The organism is Catalinimonas alkaloidigena, assembly GCF_900100765.1.
GTDB classification, from domain to species: domain Bacteria; phylum Bacteroidota; class Bacteroidia; order Cytophagales; family Flexibacteraceae; genus Mooreia; species Mooreia alkaloidigena.
The window spans coordinates 238,151-262,439 of sequence record NZ_FNFO01000005.1 but is presented as its reverse complement, the minus strand read 5'-3'; the positions used below and the strand labels follow the sequence as shown (position 1 = coordinate 262,439).

The 24,289-nt window shown below is 47.4% G+C and carries 19 protein-coding genes; 18 read left to right on the top strand and 1 reads right to left on the bottom strand.

The features are described 5' to 3' along the window. Positions 1-45 precede the first annotated feature (45 nt). The 17 genes from BLR44_RS14815 (at position 46) to BLR44_RS14735 (ending at position 22,844) form a co-directional block, all read left to right on the top strand. Positions 46-825 carry a polysaccharide biosynthesis/export family protein gene (locus tag BLR44_RS14815; RefSeq protein WP_089683254.1) on the top strand — a complete coding sequence of 260 codons (780 nt, stop codon included), beginning with the start codon at positions 46-48 and terminating at the stop codon, positions 823-825. A gap of 3 nt (positions 826-828) precedes the next feature. Next, complete coding sequence (locus BLR44_RS14810) at positions 829-3,180, top strand: GumC family protein (protein ID WP_089683251.1); 2,352 nt, start codon at positions 829-831, stop codon at positions 3,178-3,180. A 19-nt stretch (positions 3,181-3,199) separates the two neighbouring features. After that, positions 3,200-4,552 carry a flippase gene (locus tag BLR44_RS14805; RefSeq protein ID WP_218127092.1) on the top strand — a complete coding sequence of 451 codons (1,353 nt, stop codon included), beginning with the start codon at positions 3,200-3,202 and terminating at the stop codon, positions 4,550-4,552. Position 4,553: 1 nt separating this feature from the next. Then, positions 4,554-5,540 carry a sulfotransferase family protein gene (locus BLR44_RS14800; protein WP_089683246.1) on the top strand — a complete coding sequence of 329 codons (987 nt, stop codon included), beginning with the start codon at positions 4,554-4,556 and terminating at the stop codon, positions 5,538-5,540. Between the two features lie 28 nt (positions 5,541-5,568). Then, the gene (locus BLR44_RS14795; RefSeq protein WP_089683243.1) at positions 5,569-6,324 is read left to right on the top strand and encodes a glycosyltransferase family 2 protein; all 756 of its coding nucleotides are present in this window, start codon (positions 5,569-5,571) and stop codon (positions 6,322-6,324) included. An 8-nt stretch (positions 6,325-6,332) separates the two neighbouring features. Next, positions 6,333-7,592: an O-antigen ligase family protein gene (locus BLR44_RS14790; RefSeq protein WP_089683239.1), complete on the top strand. Its 1,260-nt coding sequence runs from the start codon at positions 6,333-6,335 to the stop codon at positions 7,590-7,592. Positions 7,593-7,637: 45 nt separating this feature from the next. After that, entirely contained in the window at positions 7,638-8,543 is a 906-nt protein-coding gene (locus tag BLR44_RS14785) for a glycosyltransferase family protein (RefSeq protein ID WP_089683236.1), read from the top strand. A 22-nt stretch (positions 8,544-8,565) separates the two neighbouring features. Beyond that, complete coding sequence (locus BLR44_RS14780) at positions 8,566-9,165, top strand: WcaF family extracellular polysaccharide biosynthesis acetyltransferase (protein WP_218127091.1); 600 nt, start codon at positions 8,566-8,568, stop codon at positions 9,163-9,165. A 27-nt stretch (positions 9,166-9,192) separates the two neighbouring features. Beyond that, positions 9,193-10,674, top strand: coding sequence for a capsule assembly Wzi family protein (locus BLR44_RS14775; RefSeq protein WP_089683228.1), 1,482 nt, complete (start codon positions 9,193-9,195; stop codon positions 10,672-10,674). 58 nt (positions 10,675-10,732) lie between these two features. After that, a complete protein-coding gene (locus BLR44_RS14770; protein ID WP_143017305.1) occupies positions 10,733-11,839 on the top strand; it encodes a DUF6588 family protein in 1,107 nt (368 codons plus the stop codon). A 158-nt stretch (positions 11,840-11,997) separates the two neighbouring features. Next, a complete protein-coding gene (locus BLR44_RS14765) occupies positions 11,998-13,263 on the top strand; it encodes a WcaI family glycosyltransferase (RefSeq protein ID WP_089683223.1) in 1,266 nt (421 codons plus the stop codon). Between the two features lie 161 nt (positions 13,264-13,424). Continuing rightward, on the top strand, positions 13,425-14,861 hold the full coding sequence (locus BLR44_RS14760; protein ID WP_176956056.1) for a capsule assembly Wzi family protein: 1,437 nt from the start codon (positions 13,425-13,427) through the stop codon (positions 14,859-14,861). A gap of 420 nt (positions 14,862-15,281) precedes the next feature. Further along, positions 15,282-16,766, top strand: a complete 1,485-nt coding sequence (locus BLR44_RS14755) for a capsule assembly Wzi family protein (RefSeq protein WP_089683217.1) — start codon at positions 15,282-15,284, stop codon at positions 16,764-16,766. Between the two features lie 284 nt (positions 16,767-17,050). Beyond that, entirely contained in the window at positions 17,051-18,172 is a 1,122-nt protein-coding gene (locus tag BLR44_RS14750) for a hypothetical protein (RefSeq protein WP_089683213.1), read from the top strand. A gap of 4 nt (positions 18,173-18,176) precedes the next feature. Then, positions 18,177-18,998 (top strand): hypothetical protein, encoded by an 822-nt coding sequence (locus BLR44_RS14745; RefSeq protein ID WP_143017304.1) that lies wholly within the window; start codon positions 18,177-18,179, stop codon positions 18,996-18,998. Positions 18,999-19,042: 44 nt separating this feature from the next. Then, the gene (locus BLR44_RS14740; RefSeq protein ID WP_089683207.1) at positions 19,043-21,931 is read left to right on the top strand and encodes a tetratricopeptide repeat protein; all 2,889 of its coding nucleotides are present in this window, start codon (positions 19,043-19,045) and stop codon (positions 21,929-21,931) included. 7 nt (positions 21,932-21,938) lie between these two features. Further along, complete coding sequence (locus BLR44_RS14735) at positions 21,939-22,844, top strand: hypothetical protein (protein ID WP_143017303.1); 906 nt, start codon at positions 21,939-21,941, stop codon at positions 22,842-22,844. 3 nt (positions 22,845-22,847) lie between these two features. Here BLR44_RS14735 and murI read toward each other — a convergent pair whose 3' ends face one another. Further along, positions 22,848-23,657, bottom strand: a complete 810-nt coding sequence (gene murI / locus BLR44_RS14730; RefSeq protein ID WP_089683566.1) for a glutamate racemase — start codon at positions 23,655-23,657, stop codon at positions 22,848-22,850. A 295-nt stretch (positions 23,658-23,952) separates the two neighbouring features. On the opposite strand from murI, the gene BLR44_RS14725 reads away from it, so the two are divergent. Beyond that, positions 23,953-24,246, top strand: coding sequence for a hypothetical protein (locus BLR44_RS14725; RefSeq protein WP_143017302.1), 294 nt, complete (start codon positions 23,953-23,955; stop codon positions 24,244-24,246). Positions 24,247-24,289 lie beyond the last annotated feature (43 nt).

Sequence of the window (24,289 nt, the reverse complement as noted above, 5' to 3'; positions counted from 1 at the left end):
CCTCCAATGCGGTACGGCACGTGCAGTTGAATCAGTGAACTTTACATGAGAGTACTTATTTATTGCCTGCTGGGGGCAATCTGTTTCACGTCGTGCACACGACGCAACCTGACGTATTTTAGCAATCTTCCTATTCAGGGGATATATCAAGATAGTGTCAATAATGCTACTGAGCCGAAAATTCAGCCTGACGATTTGCTGAATATCACGGTGACAAGTCTGAGTCCTGAATCAAACATGCTGTTTAATCGGGGAGTGGTTATGCCGACAACTACTACCGCATATGGTGCAATGGATAATCCACAAAACGTTTATCGAGAAGGATATATTGTAGATAAAAAAGGCTTTATTGACTTTCCAGTATTAGGAAAAACAAGGTTAGCTGGGCTTACTAAAACACAGGCAAAAGATACCCTTACCAAAGCTTTATTGTTGTACTTGAAGGAGCCTATTGTATACATACGGTTCTTGAATTACAAAATTACTGTGGTAGGGGAAGTAAACCGACCTGCCACCTTTACAATTCCTTCTGAGCGAATTAGTGTTTTGGAAGCTTTAGGTATGGCTGGTGACATGACCATTTTCGGTAAGCGTGAAAACGTATTAATAATACGTGAAGAGCAAGGGGCAAGAACAGCTACACGATTGAATTTAAATGATAAATCTGTTTTGAATTCTCCATACTTCTATTTGCAACAAAATGATGTGGTATATGTGGAGCCAGACCGTATGAAGCAGGTACAAGCTAGTACAAATACAAGAACTATTTCTATAATAGCCTCTGTCACTACACTCCTGATTGTAGTGGCCACAAGAGTATTGTAAATTATGGTAGACAAAGGGTTAACTCAAACTCAAATTGAGGTTGAAGAAGAGATTGATATAAGATTGATTCTTAATAGATACTTGCGTTACTGGTATTGGTTCGTTGCCAGTGTTTTATTGTGTTCAATAGTAGCATTCCTGTATTTAAGATACACTTCGCCTAAGTACAATGTTAGGGGTACTCTATTAATTAAGGATGATGAAGCTGGCCCTAGTTTCTCACGACAAGATATATTTCAAGAGCTTGATATATTCCAGACTTCTAATAATTTAGAAAATGAAATTGAAATATTGAGATCAAAGAGTTTGATGGAAAGGACACTTTCTGAACTATCTCTCCAAACTAGTATTTATGTGAAAGGAAGGATTAGAGATGTAGAAGTCTATGGTTATGAGTCACCGGTTAAAGTATTCGTAAAGGCGATCGATTCGAGTATGTTTGATGGTATTGTGACAATCCATGCTACAGGTAACGATTTTCAATTAGAATATGAAGATGACAATGGAAATATAGAAACTACGTCACATCAATTTGGACAAGAGATACAAAAAACTTTTGGAACTTTTACTGTTGTAGGAAATAGCGGAGCCTTTGAAAATAAGGACGTAATTGTAAAGTTCCATGACTTGAGAAAACTGGCAAATGATTACAATGAAATTCTGTCAATCAGAACTGTAAACGAGGATGCTACAGTACTGAGCATTAGCTTGAACGATCCAGTGCCTTTAAAAGGCATAGATATTATCAGTAAATTAATAGAGCTATATAACAAGGAGTCAATAGAAGATAAAAACCAAATCGCATCAAATACTATTGAATTCATAGATGAGCGCCTTAAAAGCTTGACAATCGAGTTAGCAAATGTGGAGAAAGATGTAGAGCAATATAAGCGTCAAAATGAGTTGACAAATGTCAGCTCAGAAGCGCAATTATATCTTGAGGGTGCTAGCGAATATAATAAACAGCTAGCTGAGTTTGATATTCAAGTAGATGTGTTAAATTCCATAAAGAATTATTTGCAGAAACCAGATAATCAATATGAGTTTGTTCCAAGTTCGCTAAGTATCCAAGATCCTACTTTATTAGGTTTGGTTAATAAATATAATGAATTGCAAATAGAGAGAGATAGACTACTTCGACTCAGCAAACCAGAGAATCCTATAGTATTAAATGTAAATGAGCAGTTGATAAATCTGAAGTACAATATTTTAGAGAATATTAAGAATATTCAGAGCGGATTAGAAATAACACGTCGAAACTTAAAGGCTAATTCTAGGCAATTTGAATCTAGAATCCAGAAGGTGCCTCTCATTGAGCGTGAATTGCTAGAAATTAACAGACAGCAAGTTATTAAGCAAGAACTTTATCTGTTTCTATTGACAAAAAGAGAGGAGTCCGCTTTGTCATTAGCTTCTACGATTCCAAATTCCCGTGTTATTGATCCGCCAGTGGCTGACGATGATCCTGTAAGTCCTAAAAAGTTACTTATCCTATTAATTGCTTTTATTTTAGGAATAAGTATTCCTTTTGGGGTCATATTTGTTAGTAGCATATTTGATAATAAAGTAAATGATTTGAAAGATCTAGAGCGTGTTACAAAAACACCGGTAATAGGAGAAATACCTAATAGTGGATTGAAAAAAACTCTAGTTGTTACTGAGAATAATCGCACGCCAATAGCGGAATTATTTAGGTTAATTAGAACTAACTTGCAATTCACAACTTTGGGGAAGAAAAATAAAGTGACTGTAGTAACATCAAGCCAAAGTGGAGAAGGTAAGACTTTCTTTAGTATCAACTTGGGAGCTACATTAGCTTTATCAGGAAAGAAGGTGGTTATAGTGGGATTCGATCTACGTAAGCCAAAATTGATGCAAGAGTTAGGTATTGTAAATAATTTAGGTGTGACTAATTATATAATTTCTGATGATCTTATAGTTAGCGATCTAATCAATGCAGTAGTGGAAGTGCCTCAACTCTATGCAATTGGGTCAGGTCCTATTCCTCCTAACCCCGCAGAGCTAATGATGAGTAGAAAAGTTGAACAGTTAATCAGTGAACTTGAGACTGAGTTTGACCATGTAATAATTGATTCGCCTCCTGTAGGCCAGGTGGCCGATACATTTGCATTGGCTCCATATGTAGACTCAACTATTTATGTGGTTCGCTACAATTATACCTTTAAAGCGCAATTAGCCATTGTAGAAGATATCTATAAAAATAATAAAATGCCTCATAGCATGGTCATATTGAATGACTCTAAAAATAATGGGTATGGGTATGGGTATGGGTATGGGTATGGGTATGGGGAGAATGGAACAAAGAAGGAAAAATTGAAAAGAGCCCTTAATTAGCTTTAGCTTCATGCAGGCCATGTGGGTTAAAATAAAAGAAAAATTACGAGGCGATGTTGAGCTAACTGAACTGATAATAAACTCAGGTGCAGCATTTGGAATCAAGCTAATGGGTGTCCTTTTTAGCTATGTTTTTACTTTTCTAGTTGCAAGATTTTATGGGGCGAATGCATTAGGAATATTTTCTATCTGTTTGTCTTCTATCAACATAGCTACTATAGTAAGTAAACTTGGGCTAAATACAATTTTACTTCGCTTAACTGCTAAGTACAAAGCGTTAGCTCAGAATCATAATATCATTGAAACTTATCAAAGGGTTTTTGCCTTAATCTCTTTCTCTTCTTTGATGGTTACTTTGATTGTTTGTGTTTATTCTGATCGGATTGCCATAAGAGTATTTGATAAGCCCTATTTGAGCGAAAGCTTGAAATTAGTTGGTCTAAGTGTTTTCCCATTTACATGGATGTATATCAATATCGAGGGATTGAGAGGTATAAAACGCGTTTACCTGTTTTCGTTTTTTGAGAGCTTGTGGCCGCAATTGGGTGCTACCATCACATTAGTACTCTTATTTTGGTTCTATCCTTCAAATGGCGAAAATGTACCCTATTTAGCCTATTCAATTCCAGCCACAATTGCTGCAGTGTCTAGTTTCATGGTGTTGAATAATAATATTTCAGTTGCATCATTTTCACGTTTAACGTTAAAATGGTTTGGCCAGGGTTCAAAATTTAAATCTCTTCTGAAATCTTCAATGCCATTACTATTAGCAAGTTCTTTGCAATTAGTAATGAATACTACAGATACCTTAATGCTAGGAGCTATGCAATCCGATAGTGAAGTAGGAATATTTAATGTTTGTGTAAAAATTACAAATATCACGACTATTGGTTTATTAGCCGTCAATAGTATTGTAGCACCTAAGTTTGCAGAAGAATGGGGGCGTAATAATCTTGTAGGATTACAGAAGGTTGCTCGTCAAGCAACGGCCTTAACTTTTTGGAGTTCATTACCTTTTTTCGTAGGTATCTTCCTTGTTCCCGAATTTATACTAAATCTCTTTGGACAAGAGTTTATTGAAGGGAAAGCAGCGATTCTTATAATTGCCTTGGGGCAATGCGTTAATATTGGCTGTGGCTCAGTAGGGTATATTCTGCAGATGACCGAACACGAAAATGCATTTAAAAATATCATTCTTATTTCTGGTATTCTTAATGTAATACTGAATTTCTTTTTGATACCGTCATATTCTTATTTTGGAGCAGCCTTAGCAAGTCTAGTTGCAACATGCTTTTGGAATATTGCAATGAGTTTCTATTTGAAAAATAAATTAGGGATTTCTGTTTCTATTATTAGTTACAAGTTTGATTAATATGAGCTTAGGAAGTATAACTCCTATATTTATTTTTTCTTTGCCCAGGTCGGGCTCCACATTGCTCCAAAAAATAATAGCGAACCATGAAAAGGTTGCTACTACTTCAGAACCCTGGATATTACTGCCTTTATTAAGCCCATTGAGGCAAAGTGGTAGTACTTTTTCTGATTATGGTTTTGAGGCAAGTAGTAATGCGTTAAAAGAATATTGTGGTAATCTGAAATTAGGTCTTGGTGCTTATCGCCAAGTAGTACATGAAGTAGCTATAAAGCTATACCATGGTGCAGCACATCCAGAAGCCTCATTCTTTATAGATAAAACCCCGAGATATCATTTGATTGTTCAGGAAATTATTAAGTGTTTTCCTGAAGCAAAATATGTGTTTCTCTGGAGGCATCCTATTGCAACAGTGAGTTCACTGATGAGCACATTTAATGATGATAAATGGAATTTATATAGGTATAAAGTGGATTTATTTAACGGATTGCATAATTTAGTAGATGCTTATGAAAGCAACAAGTCTACCTCTTTTAGTTTAAATTATGAAGAATTAGTTAATCCGGAACTGAATAATATAGTGCTTGATAAACTATTTGATTATTTGGGCTTGGTTTACGATAGTGAAATAAAAAGCAGCTTTCAGAATGTAACACTGAGCGGAAGCTTTGGTGATCCTAATATAAAACTTAAGAAGAGTATCTCTAGTGATTCGGTTAGCAAGTGGAAAAGTAACATGAATAGTGTAATAAGAAAGAGATGGGCTATAAATTATGTGAATTGGATTGGGGAGGAGAGATTGAAAACTATGGGATACGACATGAATACGATACTGACTGATCTTAAAGATATATCGCCAACTAGTGCGCATCTGCTTTCTGACGTGAGAGGATACTTAGAATATGCATTAAGACCTTGGATTGAGCCAAGCCTTTGGAAAGCTAAGCTAAGAGAAAATAATCGGAAGTTTAATGTGCAGCACTATTAAGTGTTTATAATAAAAAAAACAGGAATGTATGGGTGTGGTGAAGGGTTATCTCCCTAAGATAACAATCATAACTATTGCTTATAACGCTGTAGATTCTATTGAAGCAACTATTCAAAGCGTAATTGAGCAAAAATATCCTAACTATGAATATATTATTATTGATGGCGGAAGTACAGATGGTAGTACAGATATTATCAGAAAGTATGAAAATAATATAGATTACTGGAGGAGTGAACCAGATGAAGGGATATATGATGCTATGAATAAAGGCATTGCTAAAGCTTCTGGCCATTGGATCAACTTTATGAATAGCGGTGATACATTCTGCTCTAGTCAAGTTTTAGAATCTATTCCATGGGGCGAGTACGAGAGCTATGCTATTATTTATGGTAATTCAATGTATAAAGGCAATAATGATCATATACGATTGCCGTTGCCTCTTAAGGCTCTTGAATATGGTATAATGATGGGCAACCATCAATCTATGTTTTTTAATAAAAGAATATTACAAAAACAATTGACTTATGATACAAAGTATAAAATATATGCTGATTATGAATTAGTTAATAGGATATATCAGACCAAAAGATATGGTTTTAAATACATAGATACTTTGGTTGCAGTCTATGAAGGAAACGGGATTTCAACTCAAAGAAGTGCGAGGGTAAGAAAGGAGAAGTATAGATTGATATTTAATAATTATGGCTATATCAGAGCTATCTCCTGTTTTGTTGACAGAATAATAAATGGAACTTCATTGGAAAGGTTTAAGGACGTAATTTAATATTATTAATGACATTAAATTTAAAAAAAAGAGTTACTGTTATAACCTATGTCCTTAGTCTATCAGGACTGGCTATTGTTTCTAGCATAGTAGAAATATTAAATATCTCTACTGATTCAAGCGTGCCTTTTATATTATTCAGACTTCTCTTTCTAATGCTTTCTGTGGTTTTGATAGCATTCAATATACAAAATGTAAAGCTTATTAATAGTATTGATGGTTTGCTATTTGTGGCATTTGTGTTGATGTATACCTTGCGGATTTTGCTAGATACTGTTTTCTTTACTACGCCCCTACGGCTCCCATCTTATAATTATATATTATTCGCATATGGAGTGTGCTTTATACCTTTTATTGCTTTTAGGTTTAGTCAAATTAAGCTCTTTAAAAGAGAGATAGTAATTGCCTTGCTGGTGATTCTTTTGATTGCGTCGGTTTTTGTTTTGATTTCAGTTCTTGATAAGATACAGTCTCAGGAATTTAGAAATGGCAGGTTGTCTAACGATAAATTTAGTCCTATATTTTTAGGTCATCTTGGTGCCTCTTTGTTTGTGATGTCTCTGTATTGCTTTTTTAGTAAATTGATTGATGGTAATATTTATGTTAAGTTGGTTAGTATTTTAGGTATTGTCGTAGGAATGATAGTAGTCATTATGGCTGCCTCTAGAGGTCCTATTTTGTCGTTGATCATTGTCGCTGCGGTGTATATGTTTTATTATAGTAGTAAAAAGTTTTTTATTTATCTGTTTTGTGTATTTGCTTTTGGATTTATTTTTAGTGGTGAAATTTTTTCTTTTATTGATGTCTCAGGTAGTAGTGCTGTTAGGAGGCTTGAGAGAATGTTTGACGGTGAAGATGAGTCAGGTAGTATAAGGCTGGATGAGTGGGATGGAGCAATTGATCAATTTGTTGATTCTCCATTAATTGGTAATTCTTTAGAAGAGCAGAAGTATCACTTTTATCCTCATAATATTTATTTGGAAGGATTTATGTCTACCGGTGTAATTGGTGGCATGCCATTTATTGGGTTGTTGCTTATGGCAATGTATAGAGCTTTTAAACATATACAGTATAGTTCAGAGTATACTTGGGTTGCATTGCTTTTTATTCAATATGCAATTGCATCTTTTTTCTCAGGAGCCATTTATTCTAATGGGCCATACTGGTATTTTATGGCATCTGTTTTTTCAATAGGTCTACCTACTAGATTAGTCGATTCTAGAATTATATTTAAGAGACGTTTGTTGAAAATGTATTCGCGGTTTTGATTGTTACAAATGTTTTATTAATACAAAGTATGACTTTACTTTAAAATGAAAAAAAGAGCTATTGCCTTGTTTGTGTATAGTAGGCCTGATCATACTGAACAAGTTCTCGCAGGATTAAAGGAAAATGGTATTGATAAGCTTTATGTTTTTGCCGACGCTCCTGCTTGCGAAGACGATATGGAGGGGGTAGTGAAAACTCGTAAATTAATAGATGAGATAGATTGGTGTGAAGTTCAAAAAGAGTACAAAGGGAAGAATGTAGGACTAGCTAAATCTATCATAAGAGGAGTAAGTCTATTGTTCGATAAGGGCTATGATAGAGTTGTGGTCTTAGAGGATGATTGTGTTCCAAGTAATGATTTTGTGTCTTTTATGGATGCTTGTTTTGATTTTTATGAAGCGGTGCCTGAAGTAAAGCATATCTCAGGATTCGGGCTTCCTCTAAAATACAAGAATCATAATGATACCTATATCGCTCCATGGCCTTGTTCCTGGGGATGGGGAACTTGGAAAGAGTGTTGGGAAGAATGTGACTTTAATAATGAGGTTGAGTATAAAGCCTTATTGTCGAATCCCTCTGAAGTTAAAAAGTTTAATTATGCCGGGGATACGTTTTCTAGTTTTTTGCAAAGTTATTTAGAAGGCAGGGTTAACTCTTGGCAAATTAGGTGGTATTTTTATTTGTTTAAAAATAATGGGCGTTGTGTGTGGAGTGCTCATAGTAAAATTACGAATATTGGATTTGATGGTACAGGTGTTCATAAAGTTAGATTGAACTGGCGCAACCAGAAAAAACAAGTAAAATCTCATCCTGTTACGTCTTTTGAGTCTGATATGAACTACAATCAGAAGCTTATATCGGAATTTAGGACCTTTTTCCCTGGCAAGTCTATTAAAAGTAGGCTGAGCAGTATGCTTACTGTTTTGCGAGTTAACCTGATAGAAAATTAATAAGAAGCTCAGCTTTGTTGATATGAGAGCTATGGTGGAAAAGCACTTTATTTCACAGGTAAAGCTTAAAGAGTTTAATCCTTCAGTAGGATTAGATAGAGGTGTTGCGAAGTGGAAAGAAGGCTTTTGGTACGTTGTGAAAATAGTGTTCTTTTTATCGGCGTTGCCGTATCCACATCACTTAAAGGCTTCGATACTTCGTTTATTTGGTGCGCATGTAGGAAGTAGAGTGGTTATTAAACCACGAGTGAATATTCATTTTCCCTGGAAGTTGGAGATAGGTGATGACGTCTGGATTGGAGAAGAAGCCTTTATTCTCAACTTCGAACCCGTGCGTATCGGAAGCAACGTATGCATTTCGCAGCGCGCCTTCCTGTGTGGTGGAAATCACGACTTTCGGGTGCCGTCAATGCCCTACCGCAATGGCCCCATTACCCTGCAAGACGGGTGCTGGATCGGTGCCGGCTGTTTTATTGGACCTGGCGTAACCGTAGGCACTGATACCGTAGTAACGGTAGGATCAATTGTGACTTCCGATTTAGGCGCAAATCGGATATGTCGGGTACATCCACCTGCGTTTGAGAAAATCCGTTGGAGGTCTGAAATTGACATTAGTAAGTAGAGGAAATATAGATGACGAGCTTGTTCCATGAAATGCATCTGGCTATTTCTCGCCTTTACTTTTGCTGGATTGATTTTTCAAGGACATGCACAACGCAGTACCTTTCACTACAGTATGTCTGTAGAAGGCAGTATTACATCGCTTCAATCCATTCCCTTTTGGATGCAAGCCAATCGTTTCGGCAGCGTTCCTGTTGCAGGCCCCTCTGTCAGCATCGTAGGAAGCCTTCGAAAAGACTATCGTACCGATCGCAAACGTTTGGTGGATTGGGGACTCTCTTTTGAAGGACGCGGAAATGCAGGCAAGACGGCCGAATTCTTATTGATCGAAGGTTACGCCAAGGCACGATTGAGCATTTTCGAAGCGAAGGTAGGGCGGGCAAAGAGTCAAATCGGATTGGTCGATTCTACCTTATCTTCTGGTTCCATTGCCCTTTCGGGTAATGCCCTGGGCATTCCGAAGGTGGATCTGGCCATTCCTGAATTCTACAGTATTCCGATCCTGGGAAGGAGGCTGGCTATCAAAGGGAACTTTGTACACGGGTGGCTGGGGAAGACAGACATCAGGTTTGGAAATGCTCCCCCTAAGTTAAACACTCGGTTTCATATGCTATCGGCTTACGGCAGACTCGGCAAACCCGATAGCCCCTTAAAGTTGTATGCAGGAATTAATCACATGGTCCTCTGGGGTGACGAGCAACAGATTTTCGGCGACGATTTTACCATCGCTTCTAAGAAAGCTTACTTCTATGTACTTACGGGAAAGAAAGTAGTCGGTAGCGAAAATATCTCGAAAATTGGTAATCAACTCGGTTCTATTGATTTTGGGTTTGATTATGACTTCCCCACGGTGAAACTAGCGGTGTATCGTCAGCACTTTTACGACAAAGGAGCCATTCGCTACTTAGCCAATCTACGCGATGGCTTGAACGGCGTAAGTCTCACCAATAAGCAGCCAGTTACCCAGAAGCTTCAGTGGCGGAAACTATTGCTCGAAGTCTTGTTCACCAAGAACCAGGCCGGCGAGATTTGGTCTCCCTGGACACCTTCCGGGCCAGAGCACTATTACAATCATTCGGTCTATGCGGATGGATACTCGTATCGGGGCAGGGGGATTGGTACGCCTTTCATCACGCCTCGACACATGGCCCGAGAAGGGCAGGCTTCCGCTCCGCAAGACTATTTCATCAACAATCGTGTCTTCCTGACCCATTTAGGCGTTGAAGCCTGTTACCAGCGCTGGACTTTTACTGGCAAGGTTTCTTACTCACGCAATTACGGCACGTACTGGACCAGTGATGTCGAGTATTTCTGGTTTAACAACCAGCGGGTACCGCACGATCCCGGCGAGAATGTCTTCCGGGAAGTGGGGCAATTTTCCGCCTACCTGGAAGGAAAAAAAAAATTAAGTAACGGTTATCGGGTGCGTTACAGTACGGCCTTCGACGTGGGCAATCTGTTGAACAACGCCTGGGGAGGAAATGTGTGCGTGACCAAGATTTTTCAGTAAGCTGACAGACAATTTATCACTAGCTTCCGCATTTGGATGCGTTAATGCCTCCTTGCCGGTGAAAAGAGTTTTCTTGTGCATCTTGTTTTTCTTTACCCAGAGGTTCTGCCCTGCGTTTGGGCAAAGCGAAGTCTCTTTTTTTATCCTGAGCGGACAGCCCAACGCTGACCTCCTGGCCCGTGCCTACTTTATGCCTGTTGCTAAAAGCATCAACAGTAATTTAAACCGGGGGTGGTTGTTTGGCGGAGAGGCGCTGACCCCCGGTCGTGTAGAGGTAGGCGTCACCCTGACGACCGCGTTTGTGCCCCCTGATCAAAAGAGCTTTGACGTGACGGCGATTGGTCTGGAGGCGACGACTCAACTGGCAGCGGGCTACGGAAGTCAGACGCCTACAGCCTTGGGTGCGCATACGTTAGGACCTCAGCTTAACGTCACCACCACTCTTCCCGGTTCAGGCGAGGAGGCGGTTATTGCGACGTATCCTATGCCGGAAGGGGTGGGGGTTCCGCTCATTCCTTTGCCTTCGCTTCAGCTAAATTTAGGCCTTATGAAAGGTACCGAACTGCGCACCCGCCTTTTGCCTAGCATCAAATTTCGTAGTGATGGTACTAATTATGCAACGGCGATGTGGGGGATAGGAGTGACGCACCGGTTGCATCAGTCTTTTGTGCGCTACCTGCCCTTTTCCGTAACGGCCGGGCTCACCTATGCGCGTCAGCGCGTGCAGGGAAACTTTGAGCGGGTTGGAAGTTGGCATCAGGTACTTAACGGCCAGGAAGTAGTACGTACCGAGCAGCAGAAAGACCCTTCACATTATGATGACCAGAAGCTACAGCTGCGAGCGGAATCCTTGATTCTGGAATGCATTCTCTCCAAAGAGGTGCGTGCATTTACATTCTTTTCCGGGTTGCGGTACAGCATCGGAAGAACGTATGTGGAAACATTGGGAATTTATCCTCAGATAGCAGTTCGTCCTACAGATGAAGACCCTTATTATGAGTTATACTTTAAGGATGTGAAGAACCCAATTAAAGTCGCAATTCCTTACTATCCTTTGGCATTGCAAGCCGGAGTAAGCTGCCGGCTCAGCGCCTTCACCCTCGGGTTATCAGGCACGTATGCGACGTATACGTCTTTGAGCGCCGCCTTGAGCGTTTCGTTTTGAGCGGAATTGCCTTTATGAAATGACAAACCCAGCTGATCACGGTAATGAGACGTCTGGCTGGGGAGCACAGAAAAATGGGCTTTCACGCTCTTACAGGGTCGTGATTGCTGGTTAGACATCCGAATTTTAGACGTAGAACGGCGAGATTGTAACACGATATGAAGAAAAGGATACTGTTGATCGGGGGAAATTTTTCGCCTGAACCTACCGGCATCGGAAAGTACAATGGCGAGATGGTGGCCTGGTTGGCGCGGCAGGGATACGCCTGTACGGTGATCACCACCTATCCCTACTATCCGTACTGGCAGGTACAACCTCCTTATGCCAAGAAACGATTTGGGTACTTGCAAGAGACCTTGCCTGTTGAAGGGGGCGTTCCGGTGACGGTTTACCGCTGTCCTCAGTACGTTCCTGCACAACCCTCGGGCCTGAAACGTATCTTACAAGATCTGACGTTTTCTTCGTCTGCTTTCCTTCGCATGCTGCCTCTGCTGGTACAGCAACCTTTTGACGTGGTGATTTCGGTGGTGCCCTCGTTTCACATCGGACTCCTGGCTGTTTTGTATCGGAAACTCCGGGGCGCGCGCATGGTGTACCACATTCAGGATTTGCAGATAGAAGCCGCCCGCGATCTGCAGATGATCAAGTCACCTCTGATCATTCGCCTGATGTTTCGCTTAGAAACGTTCATCTTTCGCCAGTCTGACCGGATCAGTACCATCTCCGAAGGCATGGTGCAGCGTGTGGAAGCAAAAGCCGAGAAGCCCGTTGCTCTTTTACCGAACTGGGCAGACACCCAGCGGTTTTACCCTCTTGCTGGCCGGGATCAGCTCAAAACAATGTTCGGCTTTGCGCCTACCGATCAGGTGGTACTCTACTCGGGAGCGATCGGCGAAAAGCAGGGCCTTGAATCCATTCTGTACGCAGCTCAGGCCTTGCAGAACGATGCAACGGTCAAATTCGTGATCTGCGGTTCGGGCCCTTATCAGGAGCGACTGCAACAACTGGCACAAGCGCTCTCGTTGCCTAATGTGCTGTTCTTTCCGTTGCAACCTCTCGAGAAGTTTACGCAGTTTTTAAACATGGCGGATTTGCATCTGGTCATCCAGAAAGCAAACGCCAGCGACCTGGTAATGCCGTCGAAACTGACAACTATTTTGGCGGTAGGCGGACTGGCGTTAATCACGGCAAATGAGGGCTCCAGTTTACACGCCTTGGTGCGTAAATATGGGGCAGGCCTTTTGGTAGCAGCCGAGAACCAGGACGCTTTGAATGCGGGCATCAGGCGGGCACTCTATGCCGATCAGGAAGACGTGCGGGAGAAAGCCCGGCAATACGCAGAGCGATTTCTCGACATCAATACGGTGATGAAGGGGTTATCCTCATTTATAGAGGGGGCAACCAAAGTGCAACATGCCCACTGATGCTGTTGAGGAATTGACGCAGCCCACTTTTGCTTTTTAGAAACTGCCTGTTGAGGCAAGTGTAACTTGTCGGTAGGGCATCCCCAGGAGAAATGCATCTTACGTTATCAGAGTACTGTGGACGTGCGTGTAAGCGCAAGGTTGGTAGGCAAACTACTTGGTTGAGTGGCCGGACGCTCTGGGGACTTCTGATTTTTCTGCAAGGAACGGTAGCTGCCTCCGCGCAAGGGCTCGATTCCCTGCAGATTACGTTGGGCGCGGTGGGAACGGTGGCGGCTCAGCCGTACCAGCCGTTGTGGCTTGTCTCCAATCAATTCGGAGCGCTGGCCGATCAGGGGATGGACCTGGCGACGCACGTCCGGCTCAGCAACGCACACGTGGATGTTGAGTACAACACGCAGGGCGACTTGATCGATCCGCGCACGGGGCTGATTCAGGTGACGCCCCCGCGGAAAGGTCTTTACCTGAACTACGGCCTCGACGTGTACAACCACCGCAGTTTCGGACGGACGTTTGTACAGGAGGCTTTCGCAAAAGCCGGCTATCGTCATTGGGAAGTGCGGGTCGGTGCCTTCGAAGATGTACGTGAGGAAGTCGATCCGGTGCTGTCGAGCGGTTCTCTGGGCATCAGCGGGAACGCTCAGCCCATTCCACAGGTAGGCCTAGCGGTCACCGAGTTTACGCCGGTGCCTTTTACCGGCGGCTGGTTGCAGTTCAAAGGGGGAATGAGCCACGGCTGGCTGGGCCGACAGCGTTGGTACCAGCACTCCTACCTGCACGAGAAGCACGCACTGTTGCAGATCGGGAAACGTCGCTTCCGTCTGTTCGGGGGCTTTCATCATTACGCGATCTGGGGCGGTCGCCGAAGTGAACAGGCTCCTGCCGATCGGTCTACCCGCGAATTTGCCCGCATTGTTCTGTTGCGGCGCGGTACCGGGGCCGACCAGCGGGCGGTGGTGGAAGGGGGGCTGTCGTACGAAACGGCGTGGGGCATGCTTCGCCTCTACCACCAGACGCCGTATGAGCTGTCGGTGGCCACCCGACTGTTGAACCTGGATCAGGTGACCGGCGTGAGTTTCGTGCCGCGTTACGCCGATGCGGTGCTGCAGCGCCTCGTGGTGGAGGTGATCTATACGAATTACCTGCAGGGAGAACGCTACTACAACGATTACAAGTACGCGACCGGCTGGGAATACCAGCAGCGGGTGATCGGTGCCCCCTTGTTAACCAACCGGATACGTGCCCACCACTACTTCCCGGCGATTGTGCCCTTCTCGTGGGAAAACACGTCGGGCGGCGTGCCCGGCAATGACAACATTGTCAATACGCGTGTGGCAGGGGGGCACCTGGGCGTCGTCTACCGGTTAGGGGCACTGTTCACCGGAAAAACGGTGCTGACGCTGGTGCAGAATTACGGCAATAATCCACGGAGTCCCTTCTACCAGAAAATGCAAAGCTACAACCTGCAGGAAATCACCTACTGTTCTCCGCACAGCGGCTTCTCGGTTTCCGGAGCCATCGGGTTCGACGGGGGCGAGCTGACCGACAACCTCGGCGTGCGGCTATCGGTACAGCAGCAGATCCGCCCCTTCCGATAAGCGTGAGACTTAGCACAGCCAGCTTGTGGCTGCTCCCGCTTTCTTCCTGCAACACCGGCCATTTTGTGTACGCTGTCCGCTCCACCGGCGTTACCTCTGTTGGCCATCGACGCCGTGACGACCTACACCGGTCGCGGGGGCTTGTCTCTTGGCATCAAAATATGTTGAATCATACATGTGTGATGTGACGTGATTTATGCGGGCTACGCCGCAACGTCGGGTTTTATCTTTGGCCCCGAAACGAGAACAGTCGCTTGACACAGAGCCCACTACACGGCAAGGGTCTGTTCTCGTACACCTGACTTGCCCTCGGCACGTCCCTACTTTTTGCTTTGGGTTGGCGTCACCGCCACCGACCGCAGATCGCCACGGACCCACACCGGGATCAGGTCTACACATCGGGGATTTTAGACACATCGCATGTTGATTCGAAAGGTATGTACCTTGCTTCTCACGGGGGCAGGATGGTTCGGGATGGTAGGGGGGATGCAGGCCCAGGGCCTGGACTCATTGCAAGTCTCGTTGGCCACGACCGTGACCGCCGCTACGCAGGCCTATCAGCCGTTGTGGCTGGTGTCCAACCAGTACGGTGCGCTGGCCGACCGGCAGTTGGATCTGTCGTCTCATCTGCGCATCACGAACGCTCATTTTTTAGGAGGGTACGACGGGGCCCGTTCCAAAGTCAACACCCAGACCGGGCTGATCGGGGGGGGGCCGCCGCAGCAGGGCTTTGCCGTGCGCTACGGGCTGGACCTATACAACAACGCCGCATTCCGCCACACGTTTCTGCAGGAAGCGTACGTGAAACTTAGCTTTCGGCGGTGGGAAGTACGCGGCGGGTTGTTTCGGGAGACGATCGGCGAAGTCGATCCGGTCTTGTCGAGCGGCTCGCTGAACATCAGCGGGAATGCCCTGCCCGTCCCGCAGGTGGGCCTGGCAGTGGTCGAGTATACAGAGGTGCCCTACACAGGCGGTCTGCTGCAATTCAAGGGCGGCCTCAGCCACGGCTGGCTGGGAACAAATCGCTGGTACAAGCACGCCTTTCTCCACGAAAAATACGGTTTTTTGCGCCTGAATCGTCCGACTTATGCTGTGTACGGCGGCTTGCATCACTACGCCCTGTGGGGCGGGATGGCCGCCGATGCGGAGCCTCAGGAAGCAACCGCCGGCTATAGTACGCTACACAACTATGGCGTAGCCGTTTTTCCCCGCCCTCAAAGCGGGGTGGATCACCGGGCCATCATCGAATTCGGGGGCGATTACAAAGCCGATTTCGGGACGTTCCATCTGTACCATCAGACGCCTTATGAGGTGAGCCAGGGCATGAAGTTGCTGACGCCCGATCAACTGACGGGTGTAAGTTTTACTCCCAACCAGGCCGATGCGGTGCTGAAACGGGTAGTAGTCGAGTTTATCTATACCCGCCACATGGCCAACCGGGTTTACTACAACGATCACAAGTACCGTACCGGGTGGGAGTACGAAGATCGCGTGCTGGGCAATCCGCTGTTGACCAACCGGATGCGGGCCAGCCACTACTTTCCTGCCTTCGTGCCCTTCGACTGGTCGGGTGCAGGAGGCGTGGTGCCCGGCAATGCCAACATCGTGAATCCCAAAGTAGCCGGCATTCATACGGGCGCGCAGTACCGACTGGGGACGTTGTTTACGGCCCAGACGCGGCTGACGCTGGTGCAGAACTACGGGCAAAACGAGCGAAGCCCTTTCTACCAGACGACCCAATGTTACACCGTGCAGGAGGTGACTTATCAGCACGAACCCCTGGGCCTTGCCGTTTCGGGTGCGATCGGATGCGACTTGGGGCAACTCACCCGCAACGTAGGCGTACGCCTCACGGTGAAAAAGCAACTTTTCCCCAGTTCCCTTTTCTTCTCGAACGGGCGCTGATTCTCAGCCTTCTATCGTCGAACGAGGCACGATTGATCGGCGCAAACCGGAGGCATCGGTGGGCCGGGCAGAGCATTCCCGCGTTGCCTGAGGAGGCATAACAAAAGCATACTTCGTGGAAATCCGTCGGCAGGGCCGCTTGGGAACCGAAAAAAAGTATTACTTTTGTTTTGCGTATTACATCATTTCATAAGGAAAGTATTGTCTGATTTCCTTATGCACGATGAGGGACCTCCCTTCCCGACGCACGACTGAATCTGTAACCTGAATTTCAGTGCTCATCCATGCGACGCTTTCTGCCTCTTTGCCTTCTGTGTCTTTTTTACGGTGCGGTTTCAGCCCAGGATGTCATCTACGAAACCGACGGAAGTAAGGTGCTTTGCCAGATTGTGGGCATGGAGCCGGACTTTATCAAGTTCAAAAAACTCGACAACCTGAGCGGCCCCAACTACGCGGTCGAAAAGTCGCGTCTGCTGATGGCGTTCAGCGAAAGCGGCAGCTACGTGGTATTCGACCAAGACGGTAAAGATTACACCAACGCCGAGAGTCTGGAGGCGTTTGTGAGCAACAAACCGGCGAATGCGTTCGACCTGATGGTGACGCAGCAGAAAGAGGTCATTGCCGGCACGATCCGCGACAGCACCGAACAGGAACTGATTTTTGAGCGCCGGGGCCGGAATGGCGTCAACGCGGGCATCCAGAGTGTGGCAAAAGATCAACTGCTGGCCGTGATTTACCACGACGGCAAGCACCGTTTCTGGGCCGCCCCTACGGTAGTATCCGACGCGTTGAAAGGCGTGTCGGCGCAGATTGCCGAGGTAGTGCCGGGTGCCCCAAACGGCCAGACCGACGTGCTGAACCCACCCGCCACCAAAGAAGTGAACGGCGAGTTTACCCGGGTGGAGTTCGAAGAGTTCAAAAACAAGGCGCTGCTGAAGACCGAAGAGCTGGCCGGCTACATGCAAACCATCGTTTCCCAGGACGTTACGTCGGAAGAGTCGAACAAGGCCATCGATCTGGCGGTGGGGTTGTTCCTGAGCGAAGAGTCGCAGGTAGAAATCACCAACGCGTACGACAAGTCGAACAAAATTGTCCGCAAAATCCGCGATTACCTGCGCAAGCTGAAGCTGCTGGGTGAACAGTACGACAAAGTCAAAATCTCCTGGTCGGACATCAGCTACGTGAGTGACTTACGCAAAGGCGCCGACGGCAACTACTACGGCGTGGTGACGGTACAACAGAAGTTCGAAGGGTTTTCCGAAGGCAAACTGGTGTACAGCGACATCACCCAGAAAAACATCGAAGTGGTGTTGAAAGGCTACCAGAAAGTGGCCGGTGGCGTTACGCAGGATCTCTGGGACGTGTTTCTGTCCAACATCGGGGTCGTCGAAACCAGAAAAATTTAGGGGCGTGCGGGGCTGGCGAATGGTCTGGGGTTGGGCACTGTGGGCGGGCATCGTCGTGAGCGCACAAGCCCAGTGGCCGAGCATGTCGGAAGAAGAGATCAACTTTCTGTTCTCCGTCAAGCAGGTCGACGAGTTCATGGAACGTTTCAACCACCAACCTACGCTTTTTACGTCGTGGATGAACCGGATGGACTCTTCGTTGCAGGTCTCGCGGCAACGCATGATCCTGAGTCTGTTCAACCAGGAAGACCAGGCGTGGAACCTGAACCAGGTACGGAGCTTTGTCGAACAGGTCGACGACAGCCTGCGCCCGGCCCACCTCGACTACTACGACCATGACTGGTATGCCGACCTGGAGTGCCTGGTCCAGTACCAGGGCAAACCCCGCACCGTCCATTTGCTGCTTCGGGTGCAGGCCGAGCCGATCAACGCTTCCCGGTGGGTGATTGCCGGAGCGCAAGCCGACTTTCTGACGGTACCGGCTTCGGTCGATTCGACCACTTCGCTGACGCCCTTTAGCCACGGGACCGATTTTATGAACCTGACCCGGGCCTTGCACGATCGGCAAAACATTCGTAATTATTTGCCGCAGGAGTTTGAGGTCAATACGCTAAGCGTGTTTACGTTCCTGAGCGCCACCGGGCAGCTCGAATTCAAACAGGTAAACCGGATCGTTTACCATTTTCTTCAGGTCGAAGGCTGGATCTTTACGGTCGACCATTTCAACCGGCCGAGCCGAAATTCCGGCTGGCTGATCAGCAGCCTGCAACCGGCCGACGCAGCGGCCAAGCAACGCTACCGGCACGAGGTGCTTTCCCTGCAGTAGGAGCGGTGCCCTATTTTCTTAACTTACGACTAAACAGTATCAAGATGAAAAAGAGCGGAATTCTCATCGGGGCGATGGGCTGGCTCCTGTGGTGGCCGGCGGTGGCTCAGGATACGCTCACGATTCGCGAAGGGGCGGAAATCACCCACCAGGCCGAATTGGTCGTTTACGAACTGGAAGATCTGCTGAACGTCATCACCAATACCGACATCGGGTCGAAAATGACGCAGGACCTGATCCGCAACAGCTACTCCAGCTCGAAAAACCAGATCTTCTACGACGAGAAAGTCATCATCGAAAGTGACGACGATCCCGACGCTACGCTCAAAAATTTCAAGGATGCGGAAGTGCCGAAGTACCTCAATACGTTGGATCTGTACTACGAAAAAAGCTCCGAGCCCAGCGTTTCGCTCACCAGCGTGAAAACCTCTCCCGTCAAAAAGAGCGACTACTATTACGTTCGCACCTACTTCGAACGGAACTTCGAGAACAAGCACAAGCAGAAAAACAAAGGGTACGCGACGGTACCACGGGTGGCCGATGTGCGGGTCGACAACGTGGACGGGAAGTGGCAGGCGCGGATCATCGGCATCAGCTTCTTCGGACCGGAAGAGGACCTGAACACCCCGGAAAACAACGTGGAGCTGATCGCGGGCGATGACGATGTGCTGGGCAAAAGTGTCGCGTCGCTGGAGCGGAACCGGTCGGTCGATGCGGACATGATCAAACAGGAAATCGCCAACCTCTTCGCCGAAGAGATGCGCAAGCTGAAAGAAGTGGGCTCGGCCGAGGAGACGGAAAAGAAGAACGAATATGAAGAAGCGATCAAGATGGGGGACCAGGCCTACGCCGAAAAACGTTATCAGGCCGCGAAAGACGCGTACGAAGCGGCCATTGTGATCTACCCGTACAAATACCACCCGAAAGTTCGCCTCAACGAAATCGCCCGCCTGACCGAACGCTCCAACCAGTACGAAGATTTTGTGCGCAAGGCCAAACACGCACGGAGCATTCGGAAGTACGAGGACGCCATTACGTTCTATCAGAAAGCCCTGGAACTTCAACCGGATCAGCGGAAGCTGAACGACGAGATCATGGCCATTTCCAGCACGATCCGGGAAGTGTCGCTGCCGAAAAACGAGATGATGGCCGGCGATTACGATGCCGCCATGAAGAGTTGCAACAAGCTGATTCGTACGCACAGCGACCACCCGGAGCGCTTTCCGGAGCTGTTTCTGATGCGCGGCATCTGCTATGCGAAAGAAGATAAGACCAAACAGGCACTGAAAGATTTCACCGATGCCATCAGCTACGATCCGCAATACCTGGATGCGTACCGCGAGCGGGGACAGTTGTACGCCAAAAGCGGCGAATTGGCCCAGGCTGTGGCCGATTATGACGTGATCGTCAGCTTTCTGCCCGACGACCCGCGCTACCTGTCGGAGCGGGCCAACCTAAAACGGCGCATGGGGTCGGTCGACGGCGCCATTGACGACTATCAGAAAGTGATTGCGCTGGCGCCCAGCAGTCAGGTTTACTACGAGAAAGCCATGCTGCATTATCAACAGGAGGCCTACCGCAAGGCGCTGGCCAGCCTGGAAAACGCCATTCACCTCGATGCACATGACGGTAAAATGTACTTTCAGCGCGGTTTGACCCAGGTGCGACTGCAGAACTACAACGAGGCCCAGCAGGATTTTACATTGGCGCTGGAGAAAGGGCTGGGTACCGAAGAGCAGAAAGCCATTCGGCAGGAAAGTGAACAGCTGTACCGCGAGGGGCTGGCGGCGCTCGATCAGAAAGCGTACGACACGGCCCTCGAAATCTTGCGCAACGCTGCCGTGCTGGACCCGACCAACGTAACCGTCTGGTTTAAGCTGGGTGAGGTGTACGAGTTGCAGCGGCGCTACGAAGACGCGATCGGGGCCTACACGCAAATTATTGAGCAGGAGGAAACCAATTGGATGGCGTGGTACAAGCGAGGCGTGAGTCAGCTCAAACTTCGTTCGTACGACAGGGCCGTGAACGACCTGTTGCGGGTGCGGCAGTTGCAGGTGCACTATTTTCCGGCGCTGGTTGGCCTTGGCGATGTCTACGCGGCGCAGCGCGATTTCGGAAAGGCGATTGACGAATACGAAAAAGCCATTGCAACCATTCGGGATCGGCAGAAAAAAGATAAAATCGATGATTACCAAAGCCGGTTGGCGGATATCTACGTCCGAATAGGCGATGCCAAGATTGAATTGGCCGACTACAAAGAAGCGATGGAAAAGTTCGAAGAGGCCACCAAGCTGGATAAAAAAGCCGGAGCACCCCTGTTTTACCGCGGGAAGGTGTACTACATCACCGGCGATTACGATAAGGCGCTCAAGGATTTGAGCGAGGCCATTACGCTCAAGTACGACAACCCCGAGGTGCGTTTTGTGCGGGCGCTGACCTACCAGGCCAACAACGATTACCCCAACGCCATCAAAGACCTGGGGGTGGTGATGGAGTCGTCGGATACGGCCGAGTATCCTGAAGCGTTTATGTACCGAGCCATGGTGTACCGCCGCAAGACCAATAATTTGCAGGACGCCCTGCACGATCTGGAAACGTTCCAACATCGCGTGGTTACGCCGGGGCCGCTGTTCCACACCACCCTGGGGCTGGTCCAGTTGGACTTGAACAACCCGGAAAATGCTAAAAGTCAATTTGCCCGTGCGCGTGCAGCGGCCGACAATTACGGACCTGCCTGGTTGGGCGAGGCGTGTCTGGTGGCGCGCGAAGCAAAAACGGACGAAGCGCTGGCGTTGTGCGAGAAAGCGTTCAATGCGGGGCAGGTAACCGTTCCGATGATCGACGAAGCGGAGAGTACCTACCTGGCCGATTTAAAAAAATCTAAAAAATACCGGAAGCTTAGAAGAGCCTATGAAGCTAAACTCAAAAAATAGCCTGCGTTTGACAAGCCCTGTCGCTGCGTGGTTCCTGAAAAGGATCTGTCTGCTCGTAGGGTTGTACTGCTGCGTAATCGTGTCGGTCCGCGCGCAATCGGATAATTCTCAAAAGCCCGACATCATTTATAAAACTGATGGCACCACCCTCGAAAGCATTGTGGTGGAAATTTCTCCGACGGAAATACAATACCGGCGTTTTTCTTCACCGCAGGGGGCCATTTTCAAAATGTCGACCGACAAGGTGCGGAAAATTGAGTACCCCAATGGCATGGTCGACGATTTCGATGCGCCGCTTTCGCCCGATCGGCCGTTGCCGTACATCGACCGTGCCGAACCGGCACCGGTCTTTACCAACACGCCTTCCAGTCAATCGGCGGGCATCGAAATGGACCCCATCGGCGACGACGAAGAACGGGTGGAAGGCTCGGAAGAGCGCGAACGTTCGCGGAAGCGCTATCGCGTAGCCAATACCGAAAATGCCGAGATGGTGATGAAAAAGCGCAAGTACATGCGTGGTCCCGACATCCCGGTGGAGCTACCGGCGCGTAGCGTGACGGGGTTGGACATTGTGCGGGTGCGTCTGGACAGCCTGTTGCAGGACGAGCGGCCGGTGGGCGAATACGCCGGTGTGTACGAGTGGCAGGGAGTCGACTTTGCCAGCCCCAACGCGCGGGTCGCCTGGAAAATTGAGTGGGACAACGTCTACCTCAATCCGAAAGAATGGACGGGCTACTCTTGGCGGAGTCACCCCAAAGCCGACAAGAAAGTGAAGATCAAGGGCAACGAACTCTTTGTGGGCGGAACAAAGCTAGGCGACTTCGTGATGCTGGAGCGGGGCGATAAAATCGTGAGGGGGTTTTTGTATACCAGCAACAACGGCCGCGAACTCTTTCTCTGGAAAGTGGAGTAACTGCTACTCCCAGAGAGGATAGGTTTCCAACTCTACCTTTTCCCCAAAAAACAGGCGCGTCTGGCTCTGGAACGTGCGCGTGAAGTCTGAAACCAGAAATCTTTTAGTACCTTCACCGGACTGATTGAGCAGGTGATGCTCCTCCAGCAGTTGGTACAGCGCCCGTGCCACCATCTCGGACGAGTCGATCACCTCAAGTCGATCGCCATAGTACGCCTCTACCTCGGGACGGATAAGCGGGTAGTGTGTGCATCCTAAGATAAGCGCTTCGACCGACTCTAGTTGTTTGTGAGTCAGGTACATGTCCAGGATGTATTGACTCAGCCGGTTATGAACGAACCCCTCTTCAATCATGGGAACGAGCAGAGGCGTCGCCAGCGATTTTAAGGTGATGTTTCGTCGTAGTGCTTTGATTTTCTGGCGGTAGACCCCGGAACTTACCGTACGCCGGGTGCCGATAAGGCCCACCGTGCGGTTTGCGTAATTTTCGCCTATGTAGTGTACTACCGGATCGATGACGTTCAGTACTTTCGCGCGGCTCCCGACGTACTCACGCACCAGATCGTAGGCCGACACCGATGCCGAGTTGCAGGCAATGAGAATGACTTTAGCGCCCTGTTGCAGCAGAAGGTCGCAAATCTTGATGGAGTAGGCCTGGATGGCGGCGGTCGACTTATCCCCGTAAGGAAGGTGGGCCGTGTCGCCGAAGTAGATGATGGATTCGGAAGGAAGCAATCGGGTGACCGCATGCGCCACCGTAAGTCCTCCAATTCCACTGTCAAAAATGCCGAGCGGTTGTTCCGGACGTAACAAATTGTTTTCCAAGGAAGTAAATCAGTTTCGGAGCAAAGATACGGAAGCAGTCCGCAACGTGCGCTCCGACAATTGGCCGAGTATTTTCATAATATTACATAAGCATAATGTCGCTTTATGGCGTAAGTCTCGAAAATTTATTATGGAAATACGGCACGAAACGTTAATTTTCGCCCCTTATTGGATACTGGACACGCAATCCTAACTTATACCAAAAAATTGGCGCTAATTACGCAAGGCAAAAAGTAGTTAGTTTACTTTTGAATTCTAGTCGCACGCCTTTAACATTTGCCTTATGACACACGATATATCGGACGAGAAACTTCGATTGATTGCAGAGATGGATCGGAAAATCGGGGAATTCATGCAGAAACGAGCCGATGTAGTCAACAAGATTATTTACACGACCGCTACACTGCGTGCGGGAGATGCCGTGAAAATATACGATCAAGCTGGCGTTCTCCTCGGTACCGGAACCATTGTGCAACCGCTTTTTCTGAAGCGGCAGGGCATCATTACGTACCGGGTACGCCGCGACGAAGGCGACGTGTTTACCAACGAAGAGTATCGTCTGGAGCGCATCGACTAAAAAGAACACGACACGTTGACGATCACCGGAACCGCGGTTTCGG

Excerpts from the sequence above, each read along its gene's own strand:
- BLR44_RS14815 (WP_089683254.1), top strand. The coding sequence starts at position 46 with ATGAGAGTACTTATTTATTGCCTGCTGGGGGCAATCTGTTTCACGTCG.
- BLR44_RS14810 (WP_089683251.1), top strand. The coding sequence starts at position 829 with ATGGTAGACAAAGGGTTAACTCAAACTCAAATTGAGGTTGAAGAAGAG.
- BLR44_RS14805 (WP_218127092.1), top strand. The coding sequence starts at position 3,200 with ATGTGGGTTAAAATAAAAGAAAAATTACGAGGCGATGTTGAGCTAACT.
- BLR44_RS14800 (WP_089683246.1), top strand. The coding sequence starts at position 4,554 with ATGAGCTTAGGAAGTATAACTCCTATATTTATTTTTTCTTTGCCCAGG.
- BLR44_RS14795 (WP_089683243.1), top strand. The coding sequence starts at position 5,569 with ATGGGTGTGGTGAAGGGTTATCTCCCTAAGATAACAATCATAACTATT.
- BLR44_RS14790 (WP_089683239.1), top strand. The coding sequence starts at position 6,333 with ATGACATTAAATTTAAAAAAAAGAGTTACTGTTATAACCTATGTCCTT.
- BLR44_RS14785 (WP_089683236.1), top strand. The coding sequence starts at position 7,638 with ATGAAAAAAAGAGCTATTGCCTTGTTTGTGTATAGTAGGCCTGATCAT.
- BLR44_RS14780 (WP_218127091.1), top strand. The coding sequence starts at position 8,566 with ATGAGAGCTATGGTGGAAAAGCACTTTATTTCACAGGTAAAGCTTAAA.
- BLR44_RS14775 (WP_089683228.1), top strand. The coding sequence starts at position 9,193 with ATGAAATGCATCTGGCTATTTCTCGCCTTTACTTTTGCTGGATTGATT.
- BLR44_RS14765 (WP_089683223.1), top strand. The coding sequence starts at position 11,998 with ATGAAGAAAAGGATACTGTTGATCGGGGGAAATTTTTCGCCTGAACCT.
- BLR44_RS14755 (WP_089683217.1), top strand. The coding sequence starts at position 15,282 with ATGTTGATTCGAAAGGTATGTACCTTGCTTCTCACGGGGGCAGGATGG.
- BLR44_RS14750 (WP_089683213.1), top strand. The coding sequence starts at position 17,051 with ATGCGACGCTTTCTGCCTCTTTGCCTTCTGTGTCTTTTTTACGGTGCG.
- BLR44_RS14740 (WP_089683207.1), top strand. The coding sequence starts at position 19,043 with ATGAAAAAGAGCGGAATTCTCATCGGGGCGATGGGCTGGCTCCTGTGG.
- BLR44_RS14725 (WP_143017302.1), top strand. The coding sequence starts at position 23,953 with ATGACACACGATATATCGGACGAGAAACTTCGATTGATTGCAGAGATG.